Genomic DNA, 19,976 nt, shown 5'->3' with positions numbered 1-19,976 from the left:
CATTCTACCATAAAATAGCTGATATTTGGGGGAAAATGCTGAGAAAAATCGAAAAACCAGCCTTAAAGGACTGGTTTACTATATAACATATCTAAATGCGGAATATCGTCCTCTAGATAGACTTCTGAAACTGCCTCAAAACCTAGCGAGCCATAGAACTTTTCTAAATGGGCTTGGGCACCGCTCTTAATCTGACTTTCTTTCCATTCGGTTGTAATGTAATGGATAGCTTGCTCCATCATTGGCCGACCTAACCCTTTGCCACGATGACTTGGCTTGATGACCACACGTCCGATGGAAACTTCATCATAACTTAGACCAGCTGGCAAGATTCTCAAGTAAGCTACTAACTCTCCTTCATCAGTTCCCAAAAGATGAAGACAGTTTGGATCCTTTCCGTCAACTTCAGGATAGGGACAGGCTTGTTCCACGACAAATACATCGGTCCGAAGTGTCAAGATAGTGTAAAGTTCCTGTAAACTAAGTTGGTCAAATGCTTTAATTTCCCACTTCATACATTCCTCCTATGGTAAGATGTTGCCTGCACCTCTGTAAATCTCATACCATTCTGGTCTAGTTAAGGTAAGCTGGCTAGCCTGGGCAATCTTTGTCAGGCGATCTGGATTCATAGAACCTACAATTGTTTGAATCTTTGCTGGATGACGTAATATCCAAGCTACGACAATTGTTTCATGTGAAACATTGTATCGCTCTGCTATTTCCCAAATAGTTTGATTTAAATCAGCATAGTCTGGATGGTTGGTAAAAATACCTCGTTGCAAATCAATCAAGAATGGGGACCAGGCCTGAATAGTGATTTTTTTGAGCTGGCAATAATCGATAAGCCCGCCATCTCGCATAGTCGCAGCATCATCTTTCATATTGACATGTAAGCCAGCATCAATCAAAGGCGTGTGGGCTGGAGACAACTGGAGCTGGTTGACCGCTAGGGGCTGATCCAGATAGGACTGGAGCAACTCCATTTGGTAAATGTTTTGGTTGCTGACGCCAAAATGATGAACCTTCCCTGCTTTTTTCAAGAGATAAAAGGCTTCCGCTACTTCCGCTGCTTCCATGAGAGCATCTGGACGGTGTAAGGCAAGAACATCCAAATATTCTGTATCCAAGCGCTTGAGAATACCATCCACTGACTCCAAAATGTAGTCTTTAGAAAAATCAAAATAACCCTTACGAATACCGCATTTTGATTGAAGAATCATGTCTTCACGCTTGATGCCTGCCAACTTGGCTCCCTGGGCAAAACGAATTTCAGACTCTCCCTTACCATAAATATCCGCATGGTCAAAGAAGTTGATTCTTTGCTCAACCACGGTTTCCAATACCTTGGCTGTTTCCTTCTCGCTTAAACTAGCCATTCGCATACAACCTAGACCAATTCGTGAAACTTCTAGGCCTGTTTGTCCTAATCTTTGCATTTATCTTCTCCTTTGTAAACGCTTTTCATATTCCTTATTATAACAGAAAAACTCAGCCGAAACTGAGTTTTAGTTAAAACCATAAATTCTTTTTGCAATTTTATAGACGGCATTGGAAATTTTTCGACCTGGGTAACCGTAAAGGTTGGTTAATTGCCCGAGTAACCCTTTTCGAACGATTTTAAATAGAGCTGGATTATTATCCCGAATATAGTGCCAGAGTTCCTGCTTTTTCATCATATGCTCAGCAGTACCAGCCCGATTGAGAAGGGCACAGGAGATAATGGTGGTAATTTCCACGTGATTGAGCAAATAACTTCGTAAATCTGGATTGTCAATGGCCTCCAAGTCTAAATTATCTACCAAAATTCGATTGACTTTTAACTGCTGGTCAATTCGTTTAATCATGACGGACTCATTGACAGACTGGTCATTTCGCCCAATAAAGTAACGATAAAAATCTACAGGAAGATAGTACATGGTTTTCACAGCCTGCAAAGGAGTAAATACGAAAATATTATCCACATAGAAGGTATGCTCTGGCAGAGCTAGACCAACCTCCCGTAGTAAATCTGTCCTGTAAATGAGAGTATGCATCATCATATATTGCCCCTTGGAAAAGGCACCCACATCCTCCCAGCCAAAAATCCGATTTTCTGGTAAAACATCCTGATAAGACATAGATTTTTTGCGAGATTGTCCCTCTTTTTCGTAAACAAAGTTGGAAATAAAGGCATCAACAGGTGTACTTGCTTCTTCTAAGGCCTGTAGACTTTCCAAAATCTTCAGATAGGCTCTGGTATCCACCCAGTCATCTGAATCAACTACCTTAAAATACTTACCCTCAGCCTCACGTATCCCTGTATTAACAGCTCCGCCATGGCCCTTATTCTCTTGATAAATAGCTCGTACATTCGAAAATTGATTGGCAAGCTCCTCTGCGATTTCCTGAGTCCGATCGGTCGACCCGTCGTTAATAATCAGAATTTCAACCTTATCACCACCCATCACAAGGGAATAAACGCAGTAATGAAGGTAGGCCTCCGAATTATAACTCGGAATGGCAATGCTTAGTAAGGTCATCTTTCTCTCCATTTGACACAATTTGCTACCATTTTATCATATTTTTAGGAAAGGTGCAGAGGATAATTATTTTTCAAGGCAAACTTATTCACAACCTGTGGATAAGTTGATTTCTAGAATGTTCTGTGGGTAACTTTTGTAACCTCCTAGCATCATATCTTCTTCAACAAAAATCCTTTAAATGTTCTTGCAAATCCCGAAGCATATTCTTACGACCATTAAAACTCTGACCACTGATGAGTTTTTCATAATTTTCCAATTGGTCCATAGACAAATTTTTCCGATAATCTCTCAAGGCACCTCTCAACATCACTAGCTCGTCATTAACCAAACCAGGTGATTGGATGAGATGTGATAGGTCGTGAATGTCTTCATGGGGCAAACGGTCAAACTTGCGCTTCTGACTTTCCTGTCTGCGAACTCGGTCCTTAACCCGGTTTCGGAATTTAACCTTGAAATAACAATACAGTTGAGCTCTTTCCTCAATCAACCAAGGTTGTTCCTCCAATAGTTCGAACAAAGTCATCATACCTTCCTGTTCCCAATCATCTCTGTCCCATAACTTGATGTAAAACTCTTTTCGAGCCTTGTTGACAATACCTTTTACGCTATCATACACCTTTTCAAATTCCATCATCCTATCTCCTTTGTTTGATGGTTTCAGTTTATCGAAAAGGGAGTTCTTTATACAGGACATTTTTGTCCAACTGACATTACTTAGATTATTCCATTATCTCCTTAGAGGCAACAAAAAGAGGAGCAAGCCCAGAAATCAACGTTTTAAGACAAAGCAAAAAGCCCACAACAGTAGGCTTCTTACAATATAAAGTCTTATCTTAGAGCATTTTGTTGTAGAATTCTACGACAAGAGCTTCGTTGATTTCTGGGTTGATTTCATCGCGTTCTGGCAAGCGAGTCAATGAACCTTCCAATTTTTCAGCATCGAATGATACGAAAGCTGGACGGCCAAGAGTTGCTTCAACAGCTTCAAGGATAGCTGGAACTTTGATTGACTTCTCACGAACTGAGATCACTTGACCAACTTCAACACGGTATGAAGGGATATCAACGCGTTTGCCATCAACAAGGATGTGACCGTGGTTTACGAATTGACGTGCTTGACGACGAGTAGTTGCCAAACCAAGACGGTAAACGACGTTGTCCAAACGACGCTCCAAAAGAAGCATGAAGTTGAAACCAAGGGTACCTTGTTTGATTTTAGTAGCTTGTACGAACAAGTTACGGAATTGTTTTTCACCCAAACCGTAAGAGAAACGCAATTTTTGTTTCTCAGCCAATTGCAAACCGTATTCTGACAATTTAGAACGGTTGTTTGGTCCGTGTTGACCTGGTACGTAGTTACGACGTGCCAATTCTTTACCTGTACCTGTCAATGACAAGCCAAGACGACGAGCTTGTTTCCAAGATGGTCCTGTATAACGTGACATAAGTTATGTCCTCCTAAAATAAAATATAAAAATTATTTGTAGGAAATAACGTTTTAAGCAAACCTGATTCGTGCAGGAGGCCTTCATCGAAACAGCAACGATTACTCTTCTTGCTGACCTTCTGTTGACGAGCTTCATTTTGCCCTGCTGTTATTTCACACAAAGCATAGTATAGCACAAAAAAAAGGCTCTGTAAAGCCTTTTTCATCGTTCTTAGTGCATTTCTTCCAATAATTCAACCAGCTTATCCTTTTGAACCTGTCCTGCAAAAGAAACCTTGAGGGTTCCATCACTATTGATAAGGATATGTGTCGGAAAAGCAGCAATACCAAAATGTGTCATCGCCTGATCTTTGTTATCAAATAAGACTGGATAGGTCGCTCCTAGCTCACTAGCCTTCTCCAAGATCTCATCCTTGCTCACATCTGCAGGATTGGTATTCGCAAACTCAGCATCCTTAGGTGACGTGATAGACAAGAAAACATAATCTTCCTTATCCTTGTACTCTTTGTAAACTTCCTCCAATTCAGGGATTTCCCTCTGACAAGGACCACACCAGGTCGCCCAAACATTGATGTAAATCTTTTTCCCCTTATAATCTGCTAGATTGACATCCTTCCCATCCTTATCCTTTAGGGAAAAATCTAGCGTGACTGGTTGATTTGCCTGTAAAGTCGACTCAGTAGAAGACGGACTTACCAATGGTAGAAGGGAACAGGCAGTCAAAATAAAACAAGAAGCAAGTAAGCAAACGACAATTGATACCAACTTTTTCATAAACAAATCCTTTCTATCCTACTGGAAAAAACGCACAAATTGCTGGAAGAAACCTGTTAAAATACTCAAGCCTATCAAGAGCAATAAATAGCCTGAAATACGCTTGGTCCAAGCCATATAGTGCCGATTGTTCTTGAAGAAAGCCAACATTTTCTGAGAAAAGAAGGCAACCAAAATAAAGGGAAGAATAAAGCCTAGACAATAGACCAACAGCAAGATACTGCTCAACCACCCCTGCTGACTGCTAGCATAAATAAAAACAGATGCTAGAATAGGTCCAATACATGGAGTCCAAGAAAAACTAAAGGTAAAACCCATCAGGAAAGCTAGATATGGAGTGACCTGTTTTCCTGCTTGGTACACCTTGTTTTTAGCAGAAAATTCACGCTCTAACATAGGAATATTGAACCAACCCAACTGCAAAATTCCCATCAGAACAATCAATAGACCACTGATAATCTGCAAGACTTGAGCATTTGCTTGTAAGACCCTACTCAGCAAACTAGAGGCAAATCCCAATAAGAAGAAGGTCAGAGCAATCCCAACTACAAAACTTAGCGTATTGACGAGAACCTTCTTCTCTACCTCTTTCCCCTCAGCTCCACCTGCCAACAAACCGATGTAGATAGGGAGAATTGGCAGAACACAGGGAGAAAGAAAGGAAAAAAGTCCCTCCGCAAAAAGAGCTAAAAACGTAAACCATTGCAAATCCATACCAAACTCCTTTTTATCTAGCATAAAAATGATTTTGAAAGCGTTTTATGTACTAATATTATAACACACTGCTTTGCCTTGGTCAATATATCGTTTGGTTAAATCATACAAAAAAGCCTGCAAATACAGGCTTCTATTCCTAGTCCAAATAATGAATCAAAATCTTTTCTGTCAAAATATCTGAGTAAGTATAGGATTCTACAAAAGTATTGTTTGGATCTTCAAACTCTACGATAAAGAGGGACTGATAGACCTCAATAATTCTCCCTTGTTTGTTCTTCTCACGCTTACGACCATTTTCAAGGGTCAATTCCACAATCTGACCCTCATGCTCTTTAATATCCTGCTTGATCTGCTTCATTTTAGCAACATCTGTAAATGCATCACTCATTCTCTATCCATCCTCTCTCTTGGAAATACTTGCAAATTTATTGTATTCTTTTTGGAACATCAGTTCCACGGTACCACGCGCACCGGAACGGTTTTTCTCGATGATGACTTCAACCGTATTGTTAGGAATGCCACCGTCTTCCTGCTCACCGCGCTCATAATAATCATCACGATATAAGAAGGCAACGATATCGGCATCTTGCTCGATAGACCCTGACTCACGGATATCAGACAAAACAGGACGCTTATCCTGACGCTGTTCAACGCCACGGGACAACTGACTGAGGGCGATAACAGGAACTTTCAATTCCTTGGCCAAAATCTTCAACTGACGGGAAATCTCAGAAACCTCTTGTTGTCGGTTTTCACGACCTGTTCCCGTAATCAATTGAAGATAGTCAATCAAAATCAAGCCCAGATTGCCTGTCTCCTGAGCCAACTTACGTGACCGCGAACGGATTTCCGTAATCTTGATACCTGGTGTATCATCAATATAGATGCTAGCCCGAGCCAAATTAGCTTGAGCCACCATATACTTATTCCACTCTTCCTGCGTCAAATGACCCGTACGGATAGAACGCGAATTGATAACTCCCTCAGAAGCCAACATACGGTCCACTAAGCTCTCCGCACCCATCTCCAAAGAAAAGATGGCGACGGTCAAACCTAATTTTGTACCAATATTCTGAGCAATATTGAGAGCAAAGGCCGTCTTACCAACCGCAGGACGAGCCGCAAGAATAATCAACTCCTCCTCATGCAGACCCGTTGTCATGGCATCAAGGGCAGGATAGCCAGTCGCAATACCTGTAATGTCCGAAGTCTGCTTGGCACGAGTTTCAAGATTGTCAAAGTTGATATTCAAAACATCATCAATCCGCTTGAAACCACTTCGACTGGCACCTTCACTAACATCAATTAGGGCTTTTTCAGCATTGGCGATAATGTCATCTGAACCATCCGCACCTTCATAAGCCTGATTAACCGCATCTGTTAAACGGGCTATCAGTTTACGAAGATTGGATTTTTCAGCGACAATCTTGGCATAGAATTCCGCATTGGCTGCCGTCGGTACGGAACTGATAATTTCAGCCAAGTAAGCCAGACCACCGATATTCTCCAAATCACCATGATTGACCAGATAGTTGCGCATGGTGGTCGCATCAATGGCTTCATTCTTATCAGAAAGGGCAATCATGGCCTTGAAAATCAGCTTATGGGCATGCTTGAAAAAATCCTCTGCCTCGATATATTCACGAACAAAGACCAACTTGCCTTCATCCAGGAAAATAGCTCCCAAGACCGACTGTTCAGCTAAAATATCCTGCGGTTGCACCCGCAATTCATCTAAGTCTGCCAAGATTTCACCTCCTCACTGACAATGATAACTCTTCTAAGCTTCTTTAATGCTCAAATTGATAACACCTGTCACATCTTGATAAATTTTGACTGGTACATCAATCAAACCAAGAGCACGAATTGGGTGGTCCAATTGGATATGACGTTTGTCAATCTTAATACCAAATTGTTTTTCCAATTCTTCAGCAATCTTCTTGCTAGTAATCGAACCAAAAGTCCGACCGTCTGGACCCACTTTTTCGACAAATTTCACCAAAGTAGCCTCTTCTGCCAACTTAGCCTTGATAGCCTCTGCTTCAGCAACCATTTCCGCATGAGCTTTAGCTTTAGACTTTTCTTGTCCACGTAGGGCACTAATTGCTTGTGTTGTTGCTTCCTTAGCCAAATTTTTCTTAATCAAGAAGTTTTGGGCATAACCTGTTGGAACTTCCTTGATTTCGCCTTTTTTTCCCTGACCTTTTACATCTGCCAAAAAGATAACTTTCATTTGCTTCACCTAACTTTCTTTTATTTCCTCATAAATTTTACTGATGAGGTTTTCCTTAACTTGTTCAAGGGTTTGGTCGTAGACCTGGGCTGCAGCCAGATTAAAGTGACCTCCGCCCCCCATTTCTTCCATAATCCGCTGAACATTGACCTTGCTGTGACTTCTAGCGGAAATGGCTATGTAACCTTTGGCATTTTTGGTAACAACAAAGACTGCCTCAATGCCAGCCATATCCAATATGGTATTGGCTGCCTTACTAGGAACGATCGTGTCATACTCCAAGTTTTCATCACCACAAGCAATAACGATATGGGGCTCTAGTTTCTCCCCGCGCAAAATCAATTCATTGATTTGACGATAGGCATCGAAATCTGTCGCTGAAATCTGCTGAATTTCAAGACTATCACTGCCACGAGTCCGCAAATAGCTGGCCACATCGAAAGTCCGACTGGTTACCCGAGAAGTGAAATTCTTTGTATCTAGCATAATTCCGGCCATCAATAAACTAGATTGCAAACGATTGAGTTTGTGGCGCTTATCATTTTGAAATTGAATGAGTTCAGTCACTAATTCACTGGCTGAACTCGCACCGCTTTCGATATAAGTCAAGACTGCATTGTTTGGAAAATCCGTATCCCTACGATGATGATCCACAATAACAACCTGACTAAATTGCTCATAGAGATCCTTGTCCAAGGTCAAACCAATCTTCGAATGATCAACCATGATGAGTAGGGACTGAAAAGTAACTAATTTCTTAGCTTCTTCAATGGTAATCAGATTAGAACAATTTTCATCACGCAACTTTTTAATAGCCCGTGCAATATCTGGTACCATCTCATCAGGATTATAAACCGTATAGGCATTGTTCATGATATTTTGGGCAAAATATTGCATCCCGACTGCTGATCCCAGAGCATCCATGTCCAAATTACGGTGTCCGACAACAAAGACAGCATCCACCGATTTGAGCTTATCAGATACGGCTGTCATCATAGCACGCGTTCGAGTGCGGGTTCGTTTTACTGATGAAGCTGAACCTCCGCCAAAGAAAAGCGGTTGCTTGCTCTCATCATTTTCCTTGACCACAACCTGATCTCCTCCACGAACCTCAGCCATGTTGAGATTTTGAAGAGCCACCTGCCCAATCTGATAATGGTTGCCATCACCGTAGGCCAGACCCATACTAAGCGTTAAGCCTAATTCCAATTTTTTGGCTTCTTCACGGAATTTATCAATAACAGAGAACTTATTTTCAATCAACATTTCTAAAACAGAGTAATCCGTAAAGAAGTAAAAACGATCCATGGTTCCACGGCGATAATAAATACCGTAATCGTGGCAGAAATCAGAAACAAACTGAGCCAAAAATGAGTTGACCTGACTAATCTGTGAATCAGATACTGTGTCCTCGAGTTCATCATAATTATCAACAGAAATAATTCCGATAACTGGTCGACTACCAATTAGACTATTTGTCGCTGAATACTCTGATGAAGCATCAAAGAAGTAAAACAAACCATGGTCGAAATCAACGTTAACCAGGTATCTTTTCCCAGAAAAATTAGCATAGACACGATCCTCATCCAGACCCACATCAATAATTTCACGCAGTTTCTTCTGGTCAAACTCCCCATTTTCCTGAGCAAAAATAAGCTCTGCAAAGGGATTAAACCACTCCACTTGATTGCTATCGGGACGGACCTTAATCACTCCGACCGGCATCTTATCCAAAAGCATCATCAAACCAGAATTGGCCTGATTATTGAGATATTCTATTTGTTCTAACTCACTAAATTCATAGGAATGTTTTTGATAGATAAATAAGGCAACCAACACACTTAAGCTCACGAACAGAGCCAAAATAGTAAAGGCACTTGTTGGAGAAAATTGATGAATCAAAGCCACCAAACCAAACAAGATAACGCCTATCATGACAAAATGAATTGTCGAAAATCGAAATTTTTTCATCACTAACCTCTGCCTGCCATTTTACCACAAATCACTAGAAATTGCTAGTTTTCGCTAGCATGCAGAAGAAAAGAACAGCCTTAGTGACTGTCCTTTGATTTATTTTTAGAAATGGAACGACTGCGTCCTTCTAAGTAGACCATGAGAATGGAGATGTCGGCTGGATTGACACCGGAAATCCGACTAGCTTGGCCAATGGTTTCTGGTGAAATCAGCTTGAATTTCTGACGAGCCTCGGTCGCAATGGAGTCAATATCATCCCAGTCAATGTCGGCTGGAATACGTTTTTCTTCCATGCGTTTCATCTTCTCTACCTGATCCAAGGCCTTGGCAATGTAGCCTTCGTACTTGACTTCTGTTTCAATCAATTCAATGGTCTTGGCATCCAAATCCTCTGTCGCAGGACCGATAAAGGCTACCGCATCTGCGTAAGTCACATCTGGACGACGCATGAATTCCTTGGCAGTAAGAGCGTCTGTCAAAGGCTTGAATCCCATGGCAACAACCTTTTCATTGGTTTCCTTGATTGGCTTGAGTTTAATAGACTCCAAGCGCTTCATTTCATTGTCAAACTGGTTTTTATGGATTTGGAAAACCTGCCAGCGCTCATCATCCACCAAGCCGACCTGACGACCGATTTCCGTCAGACGCATATCCGCATTGTCATGACGCAAAATCAAGCGATATTCTGCCCGACTGGTCAAGAGGCGGTAAGGCTCCACCGTTCCCTTGGTTACCAGGTCATCAATCATAACACCAATGTAGCCGTCGCTTCGTTTCAAAATCAATTCAGGCTTGCCCTGAACCTTGAGGGCTGCATTGATACCAGCGACAATTCCCTGACCAGCTGCTTCTTCATAGCCTGATGTTCCGTTGGTCTGACCTGCTGTAAAGAGCCCAGAAATCTTCTTGGTTTCAAGCGTCGCCCGCAACTGGTGAGGCATAACCATATCGTACTCAATAGCATATCCTGTCCGCATCATCTGGGCATTTTCCAAGCCTTTAATAGAGTGAATCAAGTCCTGCTGCACATCTTCTGGCAGACTGGTTGACAGCCCTTGAACGTAGATCTCATCGGTGTTGCGACCTTCTGGCTCTAGGAAAAGCTGGTGGCGTTCCTTATCGGCAAAACGGACTATCTTGTCCTCGATTGACGGACAATAACGGGGTCCAATCCCTTTGACAATCCCTGAAAACATAGGTGCTCGGTGAAGATTGCTGTTGATAATCTCATGGCTGGTCGCGTTGGTATAGGTCAACCAGCAAGGAATTTGATCCTGCAAATAATCCTCGTCCTTGGACAAGAATGAAAAATGGTTTGGCTTTTCATCACCTGGCTGAATCTCGGTTTCTTCGTAGTTAATGGTACGAGCATTGACACGCGGTGGTGTTCCTGTCTTGAACCGACCGATTTCAAGTCCCAATTCTTTCAGATTATCCGCCAGCGTGATAGAAGCTAGGCTATTGTTAGGTCCTGACGAATACTTGAGGTCACCGATGATAATCTCACCACGCAAGGCTGTACCCGTCGTCACCACAACTGCCTTGGCTGAAAATTTCTGGTTGGTAGCCGTGCGGACACCGATAACCTTGCCGTCTTCCACTAAAATCTCATCAATCATGGTTTGACGCAGGGTCAGATTTTCCTGACGCTCCACCGTCCGCTTCATCTCTGCTGCATACTCTGCCTTATCTGCCTGAGCCCGCAAGGCGCGAACAGCTGGCCCCTTACCCATATTAAGCATTTTCATCTGGATATAGGTCTTGTCAATGTTGCGGCCCATTTCGCCACCCAGAGCATCGATTTCTCTTACCACAATCCCCTTGGCTGATCCGCCAATAGAGGGATTACAAGGCATAAAGGCCACCATATCCAAGTTAATAGTTGCAAGCAAGGTCTTACAGCCCATCCTACTGGCTGCCAATCCTGCTTCTACACCCGCATGCCCCGCACCGATCACGATGACATCATAATTTTCTGCAAATGTGTGTGTCATGTTGTTTTCTCCTTCATGTTCATAATGTGTTTAACTTGTCCATTCCAGTTTGGCAATTCCTCTGCCAGAAAAACTGGTACGACATCTAGATTGACAAGGTTGTCAAGTGCAATCCATTCACAAATTTGCTTCAACTCCCCTTCAATCATCTTCTCAGGCACTTCTCCAATAGGCTCCACGATAAAATGAAACTCGATATTGTGAAAATCTCTGTCTTCGTGTGTAAACTGATTTTCAACGACAAAAGCTAGTTGGTTGACACAACTGTCAATCCCTAATTCTTCTTTGACTTCTCGAACAACCGCATCTGCTGCTACCTCATTGACCTCAACCGCACCGCCAATGGTATAATAACGGCCCTTATAATCTTTTGTCAGGAAAATTTTCCCATCTTTTATAATCAATGCAGTGGCACGAACACCGAAAATCTGGTTGTCAACTCTGGTTCTGAAATCCATTCATCCTTCTCTTTTCTAAAATTTCGTCCAGATATGGAACTAAGTTTTTCTTATTTTTATCGCTAGGGGCTAACCATAGAAAATCTGTATGTTCTTCTGGGTCAAGAAGAATGGTTTTGGGCTGTTCAAGAAGCTTCACTTCATAGACCAGCCTCGTAAATACAGTCTGCTTCTCTTTATCAAACTGACTATCTTCATGGATAATGGTCAGATTTTCCTTTTCTATCGAAATACCTGTTTCCTCAAAACACTCTCTCACTGCAGCATCACGGGGGAACTCATTCTCCTCGACACGACCGCCTGGAATGTCCCAATATTGAGGAAAAACATTGGGTTTGCCACGCTTAGTCTGCGAACGCTGAATAATCAAATGGCTGTCTGCAACAGTCAGCAAGACATGGGCAATCAATTTAACAGGCATGGTTTCCTCCGCTACTTTAGTTGTCTTTGTTCATAAAATGCTTTAGTTGTCCGTCCCAGTTGGCTAACTCGGTCTTAAGAAAGGCTGGATTGAGATCCAGTTTCTCTAAGTCCGCAAAAGCAACCCATTCACACTGGCGAATAGAATTTCCTTCTTCCAGATTGGGAGCTGGATTAGACAGTGGGGTAACTATATAGAGAAATTCAATCTGATGATAGGATTTCTCCTGTAAGGTGAACTGATTTTCGACGATAAAAGCCAGCGGTCCAACCTCCACATCAATTCCGATTTCTTCTTTCATTTCCCGTTGCACAGCATCTTCGGTTGTTTCGCCAAGCTGAATAGCTCCACCTAAGGTGTAATATTTCCCCTCAGGCGATTTAACAAGATATAACTTCTCATCTTGATCTTGTACCACCAAGCCCGTCGCACGAACACCGAAGATTTGATTGTCGTGTCTCGTTCTGAAATCCATCTTCTCTCCCCAATAGTAAAAAATAGCCAAAACTCTCGAAAATTGCAGGACAAAAAAGCCTACAATTCCCATGAGCTTTGACCATCATGATGATTGTTACTCTTATTCTATCAAAAGATTTGTAGAATTTCAAATCTGGTGTTACGTTAACGTTTCAATATATTCTAAGCCCCAAGCCTCAACAGCATCCAGCACCGAACGAAATTTTTCACCAATTTCTGTCAAGCTGTACTCTACACGAGGTGGGACTTCTGCATAGACCGTGCGACTAATAATGCGATCCTCCTCCAATTGTCTAAGGTGCCTTGTTAACATGGTTTGGGTAATCCCTGGAATTAGTCGCTGTAATTCATTGAAGCGTTTCGTTCCTGTACTGAGTTGGTAGATAATCACCAATCCCCACTTACCAGTCAAGACTTTTTGTGTTGTTGCAAAAGGGTAAATACCATTTTCACTAACTTTTTTCAAAAAAATTCTCCTTTATTTATCACAATAGTATCACTTTTGATACCAACAAATGCAAAAGTACCTACTTGTATAATTGATTACTTCCACTATAATTGTACTATATCAAAAAAATTGGAGGACATCAAATGTCAACAAACTTGGAAATTTTTAATGCTTATAACAATGCTCTCATAGCTGGTGATTTTGCAGCTCTTTTTGAAACTATGGCAGATGACATTATCTGGCATCAACCCGGAAATCATTCAACATCTGGTGCTAAAATTGGTAAAGAAGTACTCGGAGCACATCTAGCAACTTTCGCCGAAAAAACAAATGGAACTTTCAAAGTAGTGACAAACTGGGTGTCAGATAATGATACTCTTGTTGCCGCTAACGTAACATTCCTCGGTACTCGAACAGATGGTGAAGAACTAAACATGAATGGCATCGATCTTTTCCGTATGGAAGATGGCAAAATCAAGGAAGTTTGGCTCTTCTCAGCCGACCAAAAAGCCGAAGATGCTTTCTGGGGATAAGATAAAAAGCTCAGCACGAGGGTGCTAAGCTTTTATTTTTGATTAAATATACTGACAAGCCACCCCGTTCTTGTAGGCCATGTCGATCATGCCACCGCCCAGACATTCTTGTCCGTCATAGAAAACAACGGCTTGTCCTGGTGTGATAGCCCGTTGTGGCTCTTCAAATATGACTTCTGCCTTATCACCTCTTACCTTGACAGTTACTTGACTGTCTGGTTGACGGTAGCGGAACTTAGCTGTACACTCAAGTGTGAATTCTTCAGGCATATCACGTGTAAAATGAACTTGACTAGCCTGTAAAGAAGTTGACATCAAGGACTCATGATAGAAGCCTTGTCCGACATAGAGGATATTTTTGGACAGATCTTTTCCGACAACAAACCAAGGCTCATTGTCCCCTCCGATTTGTCCTCCGATACCAAGCCCGCCCCGCTGGCCGATCGTATAGTACATAAGACCAGTATGCTCTCCCATGTCACGACCGTCAACGGTCATCATCCGACCGGGCTGGGCTGGCAAATACTGCCCCAAAAATTCTTTGAAGTTCTTTTCACCGATAAAGCAGATGCCTGTCGAGTCCTTCTTTTTAGCGGTTGCTAAGCCTGCTCGCTCTGCTATTTCCCTCACCTGAGGCTTTTGTAAATGGCCGAGCGGAAACATGGTTTTCTGTAGCTGTTCCTGTGAAAGTTGGCTGAGGAAGTAGGTCTGGTCCTTGCCATTGTCTGCTCCACGTAGCATGTGGACAGTGCCGTCCTCGTCGCGTGACACCTGAGCGTAATGCCCTGTCGCCACATAGTCCGCACCCAAGTTCATAGCGTAATCCAAGAAAGCCTTGAACTTGATTTCCTTGTTACACATAACATCTGGATTGGGTGTGCGGCCTGCCCGATACTCTGCTAGGAAGTACTCAAATACGCGGTCCCAATACTCTTTTTCAAAGTTGACAGAGTAGTAAGGAATGCCGATCTGGTCTGCCACCGCAGCCACATCCTTGTAATCTTCTGTTGCTGTACAGAAGCCATTTTCATCCGTGTCATCCCAGTTTTTCATGAAGATGCCGATCACATCGTAGCCCTGCTCCTTGAGCAAGAGAGCCGTAACCGATGAATCCACACCGCCACTCATACCGACAACAACACGGGTTTTCGAATTGTCAATTGACATCATCTTCTCCCATCTTTTCGTAGAAATAACGATTTGAAGGTCGTATTCCAAAATTTTTTCAAAAAACGATTTGAAGGTCGATTTTGAACAACTTGTATTATACCACACAAAAGGTGAGATCGACAGGAATTTGACATGGGAAATCCCATTCATTTAGGCATACTCCCTAACTAGAAAATTTGGTATAATAAGGGTAAGAAAAAATACGAGGCAAATTATGAGCAACTTAAAATTTCAATCGGTCTTTGATATTATCGGACCTGTTATGATTGGCCCTTCCTCTAGCCATACGGCTGGGGCGGTCCGAATAGGGAAAATTGTATCCTCTATCTTTGGCGATGAGCCAACCGAGGTCGAATTCCAACTGTACAACTCCTTTGCCAAAACCTATCGTGGTCACGGTACTGACGTAGCCTTAGTAGCAGGTATTTTAGGCATGGATACAGACGACCCACGCATTCCTGACTCTCTTGATATTGCAAGAGAACGAGGTATTAAGGTTTACTGGCGTGTCAACAAGGACAGCAATACCCCACATCCCAATACCACCAGAATCATCATAAAAAACGATAAAAAATCCATCTCAGCCACAGGCGTTTCCATCGGCGGGGGAAACATTCAAGTAACAGAGCTCAACGGCTTTTCTGTCAACCTGAATATGAATACTCCGACAATTATCATCGTTCACCAAGACGTTCCAGGTATGATAGCCAAGGTAACTGACATCTTATCAAAATACAATATCAATATTGCCCAAATGAACGTAACACGTGAACAAGCTGGTGAAAAAGCCATTATGATTATCGAGGTGGATGCCCGCCAGTGTGAAAATTCGATTGCAGAAATTGAAAAAATACCACACTTGCACAATGTAACCTTCTTCAACTAGAAAGAGAAAGACATGTTTTATACTATCGAAGAATTAGTTCAGCAAGCCGAACAGTTTTCTGGCAAAGTTGCCGAACTCATGATTGCGACCGAGATCGAATTGACAGGACGTAGCCGCGAAGAAATCTTGACAATCATGTCAAGAAACTTGACAGTCATGAAAGCGTCGATTGTTGACGGCTTGACAGAAAGTAAATCAGTCTCAGGTTTGACAGGTGGTGATGCTGCCAAGTTAGATGCTTATATGAAAAAGGGCAAGACACTGGCTGATTCCTCTATCCTATCCGCAGCAAGAAATGCTATGGCTGTCAACGAGTTGAACGCCAAAATGGGCTTAGTCTGTGCCACCCCAACTGCTGGATCTGCTGGCTGCTTGCCTGCCGTTCTTGGTGTTGCTATTGACAAGTTAAACTTGACAGAAGAGCAACAACTTGACTTCCTCTTTACAGCTGGGGCCTTCGGTCTAGTCATTGCCAACAATGCCTCCATCTCTGGAGCAGAAGGAGGCTGTCAGGCAGAAGTCGGCTCTGCCTCTGCTATGTCCGCAGCGGCATTAACCCTTGCTGCTGGAGGAAGTCCCTACCAAGCCAGCCAAGCCATTTGCTTTGTCATCAAAAATATGTTAGGCCTCATCTGTGATCCCGTTGCAGGTCTGGTAGAAGTCCCATGTGTCAAACGAAACGCCATGGGAGCAAGCTATGCCATGGTGGCTGCAGATATGGCACTGGCAGGAATTGAATCAAAAATTCCTGTAGATGAAGTTATCAATGCCATGTACCAAGTAGGTTCTGCCCTACCAACTGCCTTCCGTGAAACTGCCGAAGGAGGCCTGGCTGCCACACCAACTGGTCGCCGACTGGCCCAAGAAATCTTCGGCGAAAATTGACAAGGTTGTAAACGAAAAGAGGCTGGGCAAAAGCTCAACCTCGCTTCTCAGGGTTCGTGTCAACATCTCAGCGCAGTGGTTGATTGGCAGATTTGTTCGTGTTTTACACTCCAAATCTGACCTAATCAACTGTGCGGGGGCGGGAAGACGAACTCTTTTTTTGACCAGTCGAGTTCTTTCCCGCTCCCTTTTCTTATTGTTTGGTGAAAGTGAGTTTATCTAGAGTTGTATCATTGGCATCAATTTCTGTCAAGGTTAGAGTAGTACCATTTAGAGCATATGTATCTGCTTCCCCGTCAATATAGGCAAGTTTTTTATCTAAGTCAAAAATCACTTGTTCAATATCCTGGTCCCCATCATTGTCAAATTCTGTCAATGTAGCTTGATTTCCTTTTACAGTCAATGTGTAGGTGTCATTGCCAGATGTTGCTGTATAAGTGCCATCTAATTCAGAAGTGTCAACCAACTTTACACCGTAACTTGATGCAAGTTGACTAGCTGAAGCTGCATTTGTTACAGCTGTCACAGCGTTTGTAGTAGCTGTTGATGAACTTACTGTAGATGATGAGCTTGCGGTTGCTACTACTTGCTGGTTATCGTCATCATAATCAACTATTCCAACCTGTTGCTCAATTTGGTTTTCCAAAGCCTCAAGTTTGTTTTCATACACCTCTGCCGCGACAAAGCCAATCGTAGTAAGTGCCAAGGCACCAACTGATAATAAGATAATCGATTTCTTGCTCATGCCTGCAACCTTATTTTTCACAGATTCCCATGCACCTGTTTTTTTATTTTCTGTCACTTCAATAATTTCTTGTTGTTGATGTTTGTTTTCCATTTTGTATTCCTCTGATTAATTCTATTTCTCAGCTCCTGCTGATAAGTCTATTATAGAGGATAATCTTGAACACTTTAGGGAAACTTTATAAACAAATCTTAAACACTTTTAAATTAAGCGTTAAGTCGATAACCTGCTCCCCAAACTGTTTCAATTAAATCGGCTCCCAGTTTATCTCGCAGACGATTAATGTGGACGGCCACTGTCGCACTATCTCCTACATAATCATAACCCCAAATGGTTTCAAACAGATGATCCTTAGAGAAAACACGATTGGGGTGTTTTGCTAGGTAAACAAGCAGTTCAAATTCACGATTGGGTAGTTTTATTTCCTGACCATCCAAGGTTACCTTCCAATTGTCCAAGAATATGGTCACATTGCCGACAGTCAGTTCATTACTACTATCATCCTTTGTCAATCTTTGATAACGAGCCAAATGTGCTTTAACACGCGCCACCAGTTCCATAGGATCAAAAGGCTTACTGATATAATCATCCGCACCCAAGCCCAAGCCTCTCACCACATCCATGGTTTCCTGCTTGGAAGTGACCATCAAGATAGGAAAATCCACCTTATCCCGTAAATCACGACATAAATCATAGCCAGTTTTATTTGGAAGCATGACGTCTAAGATGAGAAGAGCGTAATCTTCTTTGTTCAATTGTTCCTCAACAAGTCCACCATCATGGACCAAGTCTACTTGGTAGCCCTGCATTTCCAGATAATCTCTTTCCAAATAAGCGATTTCTACATCATCTTCCGCAATTAAAATCCGTGTCATTTTATATCCTTTCTAGGTAGGCTAAAGATAAATCGAAGTCCTGGAGTTGCCTCAACAAACACTCGACCTCCCAAGCGTTCGATAATATTTTTTACAATGGCTAGACCTAAACCATGCCCTTCTACCTGCTGGCGAGTGTCATCTTCCCTGTAAAATTCTTCAAAAATCAAGTTCAGCTTATCAGTTGCAGTCCCTTTTCCATTATCTGTAAAGGTCCAGATGATTTCTTGCTCTTGGACAGAACCTGCAATAGCTAGTTTCAATGGACTAACATCTGCGTATTTTCGAGCATTATCAACTAGATTATCTAAAATACGGCGGAATTGGGTAGGGTCAATCTCAACCGGCAAGTTTTCAGCTACATCCAACTGGAACAGAATAGCCTCATCTGCCAATTCGGCTGATTTCTCTCTAACATAGGCCTGCAAAAAGACTGCCAAATCAAGCTTTACATTATCAAACGGCATTTTATCTGTTTGTAATTGTGAAAAGGCAAATAATTTTTCCAGTAATTTCTCCATCACCTGAGATTTTTGGTAAATAACCGTTAGATACTGATTGCGTTTTTCTTCCGTATTAGCAATGCCATCCAAAATCCCCTTGGCATAGCCTTTGATTGAAGTCAAGGGTGTCCGCAAATCATGTGAAATATCTGCGACCATCTGGGTTCGTTTTTGCTCATACAGTCGATTTTGCTCATGGGCATCCAACAAAGAAGTCTGCATCTGATTGAACCCTTGGGTCAATTCCTCAAATTCCTTATCCCCCTGATAAGTCAAAGGCACTGTATAATCTCCCTGCTGAATACGTTCTACGCCGCTATGCAATTCATCCAAAGGTCGCATGACCACACCTAGAAGACGACGAGTGAAGAAGAAATTAAGCACCACTATGATGACAATACCTGCCCCACCAACCAAGAAAAATTGCAATAGAAAGGCTTGAAAATCTTGGCTTTCCTGTTGCTCCTCCAAATCTTCTAACATGGCATACAAATAATATATTTGACCGTTTGCTGCAATCTTTCGACTAATGACAACTTCACCATCAACATAGGAGGTATGGGTCGTAGATGAAACGGTCACTTCTGACAACTCATCTGCATCATCAGTAAGATTTGAAAATAAAATCTCCCCATTACTTTCTACATACAGTTGAGCTCCATTCAAGGATAAAGCATCTGCTAAACTTGCAAAATCTGTGCCCGTAAACTTCTCTAGACTTTGTTGACTTGCTGCTGTCTTCTGACTGGTTGTTTGCCAAGTGCCCTGGCTACGATAAATACTATTCACCACATAGACACTGACGCCCAGCATGGCTATCAATGACAGGACCAGCATCATCATATTCAAGCGAAATATTCGTTTCTGTAAATTCATTCTTCTTCTCTTCTAGTCAATTTTTCCACATTATAAG

The 19,976-nt window shown here is 42.3% G+C and carries 23 protein-coding genes; 3 read left to right on the top strand and 20 right to left on the bottom strand.

What is annotated here, in order from left to right; translation table 11 throughout:
• Positions 1-62: 62 nt before the first annotated feature.
• The 16 genes from ACEE44_RS07050 to ACEE44_RS06975 form a co-directional block, all read right to left on the bottom strand.
• A complete protein-coding gene (locus ACEE44_RS07050) occupies positions 63-515 on the bottom strand; it encodes a GNAT family N-acetyltransferase (RefSeq protein WP_449171751.1) in 453 nt (150 codons plus the stop codon).
• Between the two features lie 9 nt (positions 516-524).
• Positions 525-1,436, bottom strand: a complete 912-nt coding sequence (locus ACEE44_RS07045; protein WP_449171750.1) for an aldo/keto reductase — start codon at positions 1,434-1,436, stop codon at positions 525-527.
• Between the two features lie 69 nt (positions 1,437-1,505).
• Positions 1,506-2,519, bottom strand: a complete 1,014-nt coding sequence (locus tag ACEE44_RS07040; RefSeq protein WP_449171749.1) for a glycosyltransferase family 2 protein — start codon at positions 2,517-2,519, stop codon at positions 1,506-1,508.
• A gap of 163 nt (positions 2,520-2,682) precedes the next feature.
• Positions 2,683-3,153, bottom strand: a complete 471-nt coding sequence (locus tag ACEE44_RS07035; protein WP_449171773.1) for a sigma-70 family RNA polymerase sigma factor — start codon at positions 3,151-3,153, stop codon at positions 2,683-2,685.
• A gap of 202 nt (positions 3,154-3,355) precedes the next feature.
• Complete coding sequence (gene rpsD / locus ACEE44_RS07030) at positions 3,356-3,967, bottom strand: 30S ribosomal protein S4 (protein WP_002938227.1); 612 nt, start codon at positions 3,965-3,967, stop codon at positions 3,356-3,358.
• 213 nt (positions 3,968-4,180) lie between these two features.
• Positions 4,181-4,744 carry a TlpA family protein disulfide reductase gene (locus ACEE44_RS07025; protein WP_449171748.1) on the bottom strand — a complete coding sequence of 188 codons (564 nt, stop codon included), beginning with the start codon at positions 4,742-4,744 and terminating at the stop codon, positions 4,181-4,183.
• 18 nt (positions 4,745-4,762) lie between these two features.
• Positions 4,763-5,458 carry a cytochrome c biogenesis CcdA family protein gene (locus tag ACEE44_RS07020; protein ID WP_449171772.1) on the bottom strand — a complete coding sequence of 232 codons (696 nt, stop codon included), beginning with the start codon at positions 5,456-5,458 and terminating at the stop codon, positions 4,763-4,765.
• A 139-nt stretch (positions 5,459-5,597) separates the two neighbouring features.
• Entirely contained in the window at positions 5,598-5,849 is a 252-nt protein-coding gene (locus ACEE44_RS07015; RefSeq protein ID WP_044767848.1) for a Veg family protein, read from the bottom strand.
• Positions 5,850-5,852: 3 nt separating this feature from the next.
• Complete coding sequence (gene dnaB, locus ACEE44_RS07010) at positions 5,853-7,208, bottom strand: replicative DNA helicase (protein ID WP_105144111.1); 1,356 nt, start codon at positions 7,206-7,208, stop codon at positions 5,853-5,855.
• A 33-nt stretch (positions 7,209-7,241) separates the two neighbouring features.
• On the bottom strand, positions 7,242-7,694 hold the full coding sequence (gene rplI / locus ACEE44_RS07005; RefSeq protein ID WP_044754897.1) for a 50S ribosomal protein L9: 453 nt from the start codon (positions 7,692-7,694) through the stop codon (positions 7,242-7,244).
• A gap of 9 nt (positions 7,695-7,703) precedes the next feature.
• The gene (locus ACEE44_RS07000; RefSeq protein ID WP_449171747.1) at positions 7,704-9,665 is read right to left on the bottom strand and encodes a DHH family phosphoesterase; all 1,962 of its coding nucleotides are present in this window, start codon (positions 9,663-9,665) and stop codon (positions 7,704-7,706) included.
• 80 nt (positions 9,666-9,745) lie between these two features.
• Positions 9,746-11,662 carry a tRNA uridine-5-carboxymethylaminomethyl(34) synthesis enzyme MnmG gene (mnmG, locus tag ACEE44_RS06995; RefSeq protein ID WP_449171746.1) on the bottom strand — a complete coding sequence of 639 codons (1,917 nt, stop codon included), beginning with the start codon at positions 11,660-11,662 and terminating at the stop codon, positions 9,746-9,748.
• Positions 11,659-12,120: an NUDIX hydrolase gene (locus ACEE44_RS06990; protein ID WP_449171745.1), complete on the bottom strand. Its 462-nt coding sequence runs from the start codon at positions 12,118-12,120 to the stop codon at positions 11,659-11,661. The genes mnmG and ACEE44_RS06990 overlap by 4 nt, the downstream gene beginning before the upstream one ends.
• Positions 12,098-12,541, bottom strand: coding sequence for an NUDIX hydrolase (locus ACEE44_RS06985; RefSeq protein ID WP_449171744.1), 444 nt, complete (start codon positions 12,539-12,541; stop codon positions 12,098-12,100). Before ACEE44_RS06985 ends, ACEE44_RS06990 begins: the two co-directional genes overlap by 23 nt.
• A 16-nt stretch (positions 12,542-12,557) precedes the next feature.
• Positions 12,558-13,016: an NUDIX hydrolase gene (locus ACEE44_RS06980; RefSeq protein WP_449171743.1), complete on the bottom strand. Its 459-nt coding sequence runs from the start codon at positions 13,014-13,016 to the stop codon at positions 12,558-12,560.
• A 141-nt stretch (positions 13,017-13,157) separates the two neighbouring features.
• On the bottom strand, positions 13,158-13,484 hold the full coding sequence (locus ACEE44_RS06975) for a winged helix-turn-helix transcriptional regulator (protein WP_449171742.1): 327 nt from the start codon (positions 13,482-13,484) through the stop codon (positions 13,158-13,160).
• A 125-nt stretch (positions 13,485-13,609) separates the two neighbouring features.
• Between ACEE44_RS06975 and ACEE44_RS06970 the strand changes: the two genes are divergently transcribed.
• On the top strand, positions 13,610-13,999 hold the full coding sequence (locus ACEE44_RS06970) for a nuclear transport factor 2 family protein (RefSeq protein WP_002941856.1): 390 nt from the start codon (positions 13,610-13,612) through the stop codon (positions 13,997-13,999).
• A 42-nt stretch (positions 14,000-14,041) separates the two neighbouring features.
• Here the strand turns inward: ACEE44_RS06970 and mnmA are convergent, their stop codons facing one another.
• On the bottom strand, positions 14,042-15,166 hold the full coding sequence (gene mnmA, locus ACEE44_RS06965; protein WP_105111320.1) for a tRNA 2-thiouridine(34) synthase MnmA: 1,125 nt from the start codon (positions 15,164-15,166) through the stop codon (positions 14,042-14,044).
• Between the two features lie 217 nt (positions 15,167-15,383).
• Between mnmA and sdaAB the strand changes: the two genes are divergently transcribed.
• Together sdaAB and sdaAA are read left to right on the top strand one after the other, a co-directional pair.
• Positions 15,384-16,055 carry an L-serine ammonia-lyase, iron-sulfur-dependent subunit beta gene (gene sdaAB / locus ACEE44_RS06960; RefSeq protein ID WP_044689967.1) on the top strand — a complete coding sequence of 224 codons (672 nt, stop codon included), beginning with the start codon at positions 15,384-15,386 and terminating at the stop codon, positions 16,053-16,055.
• 12 nt (positions 16,056-16,067) lie between these two features.
• Entirely contained in the window at positions 16,068-16,940 is an 873-nt protein-coding gene (gene sdaAA / locus ACEE44_RS06955; protein ID WP_449171741.1) for an L-serine ammonia-lyase, iron-sulfur-dependent, subunit alpha, read from the top strand.
• A 193-nt stretch (positions 16,941-17,133) separates the two neighbouring features.
• Here the strand turns inward: sdaAA and ACEE44_RS06950 are convergent, their stop codons facing one another.
• The 3 genes from ACEE44_RS06950 to ACEE44_RS06940 form a co-directional block, all read right to left on the bottom strand.
• The gene (locus tag ACEE44_RS06950; protein ID WP_105144119.1) at positions 17,134-17,778 is read right to left on the bottom strand and encodes a hypothetical protein; all 645 of its coding nucleotides are present in this window, start codon (positions 17,776-17,778) and stop codon (positions 17,134-17,136) included.
• Between the two features lie 113 nt (positions 17,779-17,891).
• Positions 17,892-18,560: a response regulator transcription factor gene (locus ACEE44_RS06945; protein ID WP_105144120.1), complete on the bottom strand. Its 669-nt coding sequence runs from the start codon at positions 18,558-18,560 to the stop codon at positions 17,892-17,894.
• Complete coding sequence (locus ACEE44_RS06940; protein ID WP_449171740.1) at positions 18,557-19,939, bottom strand: ATP-binding protein; 1,383 nt, start codon at positions 19,937-19,939, stop codon at positions 18,557-18,559. Before ACEE44_RS06940 ends, ACEE44_RS06945 begins: the two co-directional genes overlap by 4 nt.
• Positions 19,940-19,976: the final 37 nt, after the last annotated feature.

This window comes from Streptococcus sp. 32226D021BW, assembly GCF_053545015.1.
This window is presented reverse-complemented; position numbering and strand designations above follow the sequence as displayed.